General features: G+C 36.6%; 8 protein-coding genes. 2 read left to right on the top strand and 6 right to left on the bottom strand.

The genetic code is table 11. The annotated features are described in order from the left end of the window. Positions 1-196 precede the first annotated feature (196 nt). From JIG37_RS10775 to JIG37_RS10790, 4 genes are all read right to left on the bottom strand, one after another. Positions 197-1,423 carry a hypothetical protein gene (locus tag JIG37_RS10775; protein ID WP_199529350.1) on the bottom strand — a complete coding sequence of 409 codons (1,227 nt, stop codon included), beginning with the start codon at positions 1,421-1,423 and terminating at the stop codon, positions 197-199. Between the two features lie 475 nt (positions 1,424-1,898). Next, on the bottom strand, positions 1,899-3,008 hold the full coding sequence (locus tag JIG37_RS10780) for a hypothetical protein (RefSeq protein WP_199529351.1): 1,110 nt from the start codon (positions 3,006-3,008) through the stop codon (positions 1,899-1,901). A gap of 214 nt (positions 3,009-3,222) precedes the next feature. Next, a complete protein-coding gene (locus tag JIG37_RS10785; RefSeq protein WP_199524872.1) occupies positions 3,223-3,378 on the bottom strand; it encodes a hypothetical protein in 156 nt (51 codons plus the stop codon). A gap of 24 nt (positions 3,379-3,402) precedes the next feature. Then, positions 3,403-3,717 (bottom strand): hypothetical protein, encoded by a 315-nt coding sequence (locus JIG37_RS10790; RefSeq protein WP_063529482.1) that lies wholly within the window; start codon positions 3,715-3,717, stop codon positions 3,403-3,405. A gap of 633 nt (positions 3,718-4,350) precedes the next feature. On the opposite strand from JIG37_RS10790, the gene JIG37_RS10795 reads away from it, so the two are divergent. After that, entirely contained in the window at positions 4,351-4,689 is a 339-nt protein-coding gene (locus JIG37_RS10795; protein WP_063529888.1) for a hypothetical protein, read from the top strand. 1 nt (position 4,690) lies between these two features. Next, positions 4,691-5,278: a hypothetical protein gene (locus JIG37_RS10800; protein WP_199529352.1), complete on the top strand. Its 588-nt coding sequence runs from the start codon at positions 4,691-4,693 to the stop codon at positions 5,276-5,278. A 47-nt stretch (positions 5,279-5,325) separates the two neighbouring features. Here JIG37_RS10800 and JIG37_RS10805 read toward each other — a convergent pair whose 3' ends face one another. Together JIG37_RS10805 and JIG37_RS10810 are read right to left on the bottom strand one after the other, a co-directional pair. Next, complete coding sequence (locus JIG37_RS10805) at positions 5,326-5,778, bottom strand: hypothetical protein (RefSeq protein WP_063529890.1); 453 nt, start codon at positions 5,776-5,778, stop codon at positions 5,326-5,328. A gap of 167 nt (positions 5,779-5,945) precedes the next feature. Continuing rightward, positions 5,946-6,941 carry a site-specific integrase gene (locus JIG37_RS10810; RefSeq protein WP_199529353.1) on the bottom strand — a complete coding sequence of 332 codons (996 nt, stop codon included), beginning with the start codon at positions 6,939-6,941 and terminating at the stop codon, positions 5,946-5,948. Positions 6,942-7,631 lie beyond the last annotated feature (690 nt).

Consider the following 7,631-nt stretch of genomic DNA (forward strand, 5'->3'; position numbering starts at 1 on the left):
ATATCAGCATGAAAACCGACGACATTACTTGCTTCATCCTATGTATTAACTCGCTCTAATTCGAGCTGAAGAAATTATGGCTTAAAAAGTTAGGCAAGGATCAGTGCGTTTAACTTGACTGTGGGAGTCATACCAACGCCCGTAGCACGGGCAAAGTTGGAGCGCAGCGGAAACTTTGTCCCCGTGCCTGCGATTGCTAGGCATTTCCTGTCAGCTCTCGTTTGATTTTTTCACGAGCTACAGACCTAACTTTTCGCAGCATATCCTTAAGCACGGTTGATTTTTTATCACTCAACTGCGTAAAGTAATCAGAAGCCCCTATCGGCTTGCATTCCACCTGCCCATACAGGTGTTTCATTCTATCCGGGCAGACATTGATGCCTGGATTAACAATGGTTAGCTTTCGTGTGGCCGAGAAGGATAGCCAATCAACCATATGATCATCTATGTGCTTGTCTCCAAAGCTATACCCTATACAAATGAGCTCATCGGCATAGTTTAGATTACCACGGAAAAGAGAAAGAAACTCAGATGGCGCTATTTGGCTAAGCTTTTTTGTGAACTTATGAGCCCCCGATAACAGGCTTTTCCTTAGAAACTGAATTTCGCCGTTTTCATCCTCATAAATATTCTCATTCGTACATACAACGCCATCTCGAACCGCAATATTTTGGTTGATTTGATTTAAAATCTGGATCTGGGAAGACAGGGATTCTGGATCATTTCCAATTGCGCTTATTTTTAGATAGTTAAGCTCGTCATCTTGACCAAATATATCTAAAGAACCATGCAGTTTAATTAGATTAATCCCATACTCACCGTGACCAAAGAAACTGTATTGATTCTCTTCAATGGATTTACGACTTAACCGCTCAAAGGGGAAGCTACGTATTGAGCCATTAGCAGTTTTCATAGGAATACTGACTTTTTCATTAAAGCCAGACTTCAATGGGATACCACATTTGAGCGCCAACATCTCAATTATGCAATCATGATTTAAGGAGAAAACCCAAAGTGGTTTATTATTACGAGCCATTTGCTCGATCGATGAAAAATCCTCCAGTGCTGCTAACGCATAATGAGTGTTTTTTACTTGGCGTTCCATAAGAAGGCCATATACAGCTTGAAGCACAAAACCAAGCGCTGCATAGTAACTCTGCCTTTTACTCTGATCTCGCTCCCTTGAGCACTCCACCTCTATACCGCCAATGATATTTTCATAATGTAAATTCTTGTTTTCTAATAGAGACACAAGGAGCGAGACAGCATCATTATGCCATCCGCCACCTTGGGACTTCCAATTTTCATTAAATGAAATAAGTTTTTCGGGAGTTAACCAACGCCTTATTTCGGCAGTTAATTCCCAAACGAGAGGCATTCCGCAATCATATGTTGCTCCCGCACCTATAAACAAAGCTTTCATTAGAACTCGAGCCTCATTGATTGCCTAACAATTTTATAGTGCGCTCGTCGCGCATCTTTCTGCCGATGTTACGCGCATGAATTAATAAATCTATTTTTAACAAATAACGTAATGCATTGCCAATTATAATATTATTATTGACATAAAGGTATTCAGAAAAAGAAAATGCGCTCGTCGCTCATTTTCTTGGATATGGGAGCACAACAACAAAACTGTATATTAACACAGTTATTTATGTCATCACCAACATAAAAGTTAGTGGAATATCAGATTATGGAGTAGAGCCAATATCATTAGTTGAATCACTGTACCTGATAGCTCAAAGGTGATCTATAGAGTAATTACGTTAACTCACTTTGGGGCAAAAACACGTTAGAGTATTTATTCGGTAACGGCTCAAACACCAGCGCAGCTTTGCTGCATCCGCGAGCTTTGCTGCATCCGCGAGCTTTGATTTGTTAGGCATTTTCTTAGTTTAATTTTCATCTGGAACCAACTCACCATCATATTTTTCTGCTGCATCAAGCACTGCAGCAAGAGCATCTTCTGGGCTAGCCCTTCCACATATTTTTTCCATCAACGATCTGCGAACATAATACCTAGATGGCAATTCTGGATTTTTGATATTTTGAAGGCCCTGAATAGAGCACATTGCCAATATACTTTGCATATTCTCAACCATCTCATCGTGCGATAACTCTATTTCATACGGGAGCTTTTCCAAGTGCGCTGCTTCTATAATTTCATCTATTACTGACTTTTTCCACACCGTCCCAATTTGAGGGTCTACATCTCCCTGAACTCCTATACGGCCCACATAGATACCTACGAGAATCACAGCTTCTTGGTTGAGTTGATATGTAGAGCCGCGAATTTGAATCCGCCCGTTAGGGTTGTAATACAGCACGGGAGAACCTGACATACCGCTTTTTGACGCACTATCGATGAGAAATTTTGGTTCCTTATTCCAACCATACTGTACAGATGAAGCTATTGTGGCCCGCTTCCAGACAGGTTGTGAATAAAAGTCCTTCACATTATGTGGATACCCTGGAATAAATAATTCCTCTGTCACATCAACGCTATCAAACCATTTATCAATCACTTCAGAGTTTGGAACAAGATAGCTTTGTATAGGGCATATTTCAGTAGTCCCACCGCCAGGTACTTTCATGATGGGGGAAAAACCAATGTCTTTATGTTTACCTGTTGAAAGGTATATTTCAGACAAAAAAGTTCCACTAGGGTCAAAAGGTATAATCGCTACATCCACTCGAGGATAATTTACAGGGTGGATATAAAAAAGTGATTTTTCTTCATCAACCAATTGGATTGTAATTGAGTGACGAGTCACCATACCAGAAGTAGGCTCATTGACGGCAAGATTAACTACTACGTTATCAGGTATTGCTGACTCATTTGATAATGGCTTTAATGTTTCAGAATGTCGACCGGCCAGATTATGCCAAGCTGTAACAATAAAGTAGTTTGATCCGTGCTTATAGATAACTCCTGAACCGATTGAAAGCTCAGTCTTTTTATATCTCATCGTTAAATGAACGACAGAATTACTAGCTGCAGCCAAACTTAACTCCTATATGGTTAGCTGAGTTCGGCAAAATATGCCTAGCAGCTTATTGAACTCCATTTTGGTGGTTTATAACACACCAAAATGGCGTATATTACATACCATGATAATTTCACCAATAATTACCTTTGTAAATAAATAATTAAGACAGCTAGGAATTAAGCATGTTATTTTGCCCCAAAAAGACGTTTAATAATGTTATCGGACAAAATTAGGCTCTTACTCTAAAAAGCGGGAATAAATTTAACAGGCCCGTAAAAAATACCTCAGCAAACCAAAGAGCTTTGTCTTTATCCAATGTAAATCTTTTAGCTACATCTCCTCCAGCGCCACTATAACCAATTTCTACAACGTAATATTCTTTCATATTTACCCTCTTATTTTAGATTAATTACTTTTTTACTATTGAACCACAAAGTTGGCCATCACGCTCAGAGTAAGAAAATTTAAAATATTGAAACTCAGTAGATACCACTTTTATATTCTCAAGTTCAGCTGAGTAAGTGTCATTCAATAGTTTTTCCTCTCCACTTATAGTGTTTAAGGCCGTATACGTAGTAAACAAATCCACTTTTATTTGCTTTTCGATTGCAGCTCTATCATATGATAATGGATAACATGCAGTATTATCCCCATGGATAATTGCTGTAGCTTCGCTTGATAAGCACGCTAAGATTATTGATATTAGTGCTGTACTATTTTGCATTGAAAGTCTTCCACATCGAGCATTTAAATCTAAGGCTAACACACTCTTTAAATCACGCTATTTTCCAGAATTAAACAATTTAACTGGGCCGAAACAGACAGTTCCTTGCTTTGAGCTCAATAGAATCAATATCAAAGTAATGATTAAGGGAGTGTAAAATTCAAGCGGCAAAGTCATACCGTATCGAAAGTATGAATTCAAGCTGCAACTTACAATAGATAATGAAATACAAAGTGAAATGTAAAATATCCCCCGTACTGGGCTTTGCTTTTTTTTAATGAGTAACATTTGAACCTCCAATTAACATCACTCAATGATAAATTTCAATGGAACATATTAAGTTTGTTTTTAATTAAAATTTCACTTTTTAAGCCAAATGGATTTGAAAGTTTGTAAGCTTGCTGAGAAAAGACTGCCAGAAATTATAACTTTAATGAAGCTAATGGCGTTTTTAGTGCTATTTTCGCCACACTATAACTCCTTCTCATCTAAACAGATGTAAATTTTTCTCCTCAAATACGCAGGCAAAAGATAACAGTTGGTCATATAAAAGCAATAATAAAGGACTATTGCTGGTAAACTCTCAGTACATTATTATGAAATTCGATGTAGTAGTTAGAGTTGGATGTTTGTATGGGAGCTTCGCCTATAGCCTTAATGAGCTTATTATTCTGCTTCATATTTTGGGTGATTTCTTTAGCTGTATTCTTAAAGCGTGAATTTATTCGTTCTCTTGCAATAGCGCAGCGCGTTAGAAAGTTGGTTCAAGAGTCGATTCAACTGGAGGTCTACATGAAAGGACTGCCAGTTAATGATGAGCGTTCTGCTGTCTTCCGTAGAATTCAAGAAATTAAAGCTGAACTTGCTGGAATAGAAGGCTTTCCTCAAAAGAGTAGTATTACCCCTGCCTATGCATCCAAGATAGAGCTCAAAAATGTTGTTAATTTAGCCAGCTACAAACGCAGAGCTTAATATGGAACATATAAATGCATTTGTAGTTTCTTATAACAAGTTATTTACTGCAGGAGCTAGTGACTTCTTTTTTAAATACTTGATGAGCTTTTCAGGCTTACTTTTTATGGTTTTCTGCCTAACTATCATTAAAGCCTACTTCAAAAAAACATCATTCTCACACATGTGTTTAGTAACATTCGTTACAATATCCTATTTATCAACAGATTACTTAATGGCTCTAGAGTACTTAAGAGAAGCGGGTGGTTTTATAGATGGTATAGTCAATATGTATTTGATGTTCTCTCTTTTTGATAGCATTACAGCACTTATCATTGCCTTACTGTTTCCTTTTATAAGAAAGGGTAAAGGATACTCAGATGGTTCAGTAATCACAATGTGTATCTTTTTGATAAATTCAGTCTTGCACCTAATTTTGATGTTAAATTATATTACGCAAAATTCTCTTAACCCTTTTTTAGGCTTTTTTTACTCTATTACTGTAAATATAAACGACTTGATATTACTTTGTGCATTTCTAGCACCAACTTTTATTACTAAAGTAAAACTTCTTTTTACGGAAAAATTGCTTTTACGCCAGTCGGATTAAAAATGGCCAAGGTCTTTCTGGCCATTTTCTTGCTAATTTGATTTTGCCTAGGCTGATTTGGAGGGTTTGGCTTTAATTGTTAAAGCACCTTCTAATGACGTTTTAATCTTCTTAGTAATTGTTGGAACAAAAGTAGGGTCAATAATTCCGTAATCAGCACTTTCTTCTAACGAACTTGCAACTACTTTATTTACAGTTTCAAGAAGCTCTTCAGGTCTAACATCTTCTAGACTTGTGTTTTCATTTATGTTCAGAAGAAGGTAGTCTAGGCTTACATTTTTTTTAATCGCAGTAGTTAAAATAAAATCCCATGGCATAGAAGGGCGGCTCAACCACATTTTCATAGTGCTCGCATTATGCCCTAAAGCTCGACGCCCATTCTCATCTTCAATTTCATGTAGCTCATCAACACCCCACACCTGTTTGCATCGTTCTAAAACTTGCGAGACGTATTTTTTCTTTGAGTCATCATCTAGATTTTTAAAGTATGTATCAGCCATGTTTGGTTGTTCTTATAAGATCACTAGCTTATATTCTAACAAAAAAAGATAAATTTAAAATGAACAAATAAAATCATGTTGTTCCTTGTCACATCTTGTTATGTAATAAAATCCTATATATCAGTAAATTGCAGCCAATACGACAACCAAGAACAAAATATTTGAGATTAAAACAAATTATTCAACACATCCTCAAATGCCTTTGAATCTTCATCTACAATATACATTGCAGTTGTAACTTCTTTAGAGTGGCCCAGAAGTTTACTAATTCTACTTATCTTTACGCCTTTTTCATCGAGCCAAGTCGCGTATGATCGTCTTAAAGAATGGGGAGCAACAGTATTATATTTTTTACAAAGTTCATAAATAGCGCTACCAGTTAAAGGGTTGCTATTTTCAACATCAATATTTCCACTACGTGGCACTTTGACAAATAACGGACCAGGCTTTATACCTCGAACGTTCAACCAGTCTTCCAAAGCAATTTTTGTAATAGGGTGGATCGCAACATATCTTTCCTTATTACCTTTACCAATAATCTTCAAATACTGAGTATTTACTGTAACTCTATCTTCGTTACTAAGCTCTAAGATTAATGATGAAATCTCTATTGTGGCCAACTCACTTCTTCTTAACCCAGTACCAATTAAAATATGAAAAAGTGCCAAATCTCTAAGCATTTTATTTCTATTAGTTGGGTTTGAGCTTGCTATTCTCTCCAAAAGCCCTTGGAAACTAGAACGAGAAATTACCTGATGTTTTTTAATTCTAGAGCCGGTTTCTCCTTTCACTTTTAGAATACCATCTAGCTGCAATCTAGTAATCTGTCCTAACAAATAGGCATGCTCACATACACCCTTTACAACGGATACATATAATGAAATCGTTTTTGGAGATAGCTCCTTGGCTTTTAGGTTATGGATAAGGCTATTCAAATCAGTTGAAGTAATTTCTGCCCAATTAATTTCATAAAAATCTGGGTAGCCGGTATGTATTGCAATTGCTTGCAAACATCGAGTGACGGTCTCTTTGGATGTATCCGCCGTCAAAGAGTTAACATAATTAAATATCGGACATTTAGGGTTTACATAAATCTCATTTAATTTTTGTTTAATCTTGGTAGCCGGTAATTGAGGCTGTTTTAAATCGATAATCTTTTCCAATCTGCTGTTCATAATTTAAATTCATACGAAATCATAAGCACTGTACATTTATACACCCTTAATTAACTTGTGTAAATGCCCATTTATACAAGTTAAATATTATGTTAAATCAACTATAAAATAGAATCTTGGGAAATTAGACTCTATTAATTAAAAAGATTTTTCTAGGTAGAAGGGTATGTTTTACTTCCGAAATTTAACAAGTAAAAGATAAAATTAAACACTGCATTTTACTTTTTAGATTCATCTGATGGCTCGACGGCAAAATGGCGCGGGCAATCCCTATATTGATTCCCGCCACAATGCTCTTTGCCACTACAACGAAATCCACTTACCTCAAAATTTATTACCGTGGCTGCGTTAGAACACAAAGGGTTGCTGCACTTGACACTTTGTACTCCTTGGTTATCGCTATTTCTAATTACCGTGTCCAATTTCTCAATGGGATTCATCTCAGTAATTTTATATTCCTTAGAACTTCCTTTTATATTTCAGTTGATATCAGCCTGCTCTGTAACCTTAATTTATACGTTGATCATACGCAACTTTGTGAACTACCCAGCGACATCGCTTCGCTCTGATCACTGGGCTTCTACAGTCTAGCTTAACGGCTAGGCTGCTTCTTTTTTCTCAGATCCAAAATCCAACTTCGATAATTCGAAGACTTTCGTTTTAACGGATTGTTTCTCC

The organism is Pseudoalteromonas sp. bablab_jr010 (assembly GCF_016464105.1).
GTDB classification, from domain to species: domain Bacteria; phylum Pseudomonadota; class Gammaproteobacteria; order Enterobacterales; family Alteromonadaceae; genus Pseudoalteromonas; species Pseudoalteromonas simplex.

Coding starts and splice junctions, on each gene's coding strand:
- JIG37_RS10775 (WP_199529350.1), bottom strand. CDS start 1,423: ATGAAAGCTTTGTTTATAGGTGCGGGAGCAACATATGATTGCGGAATG.
- JIG37_RS10785 (WP_199524872.1), bottom strand. CDS start 3,378: ATGAAAGAATATTACGTTGTAGAAATTGGTTATAGTGGCGCTGGAGGA.
- JIG37_RS10790 (WP_063529482.1), bottom strand. CDS start 3,717: ATGCAAAATAGTACAGCACTAATATCAATAATCTTAGCGTGCTTATCA.
- JIG37_RS10795 (WP_063529888.1), top strand. CDS start 4,351: ATGGGAGCTTCGCCTATAGCCTTAATGAGCTTATTATTCTGCTTCATA.
- JIG37_RS10800 (WP_199529352.1), top strand. CDS start 4,691: ATGGAACATATAAATGCATTTGTAGTTTCTTATAACAAGTTATTTACT.
- JIG37_RS10805 (WP_063529890.1), bottom strand. CDS start 5,778: ATGGCTGATACATACTTTAAAAATCTAGATGATGACTCAAAGAAAAAA.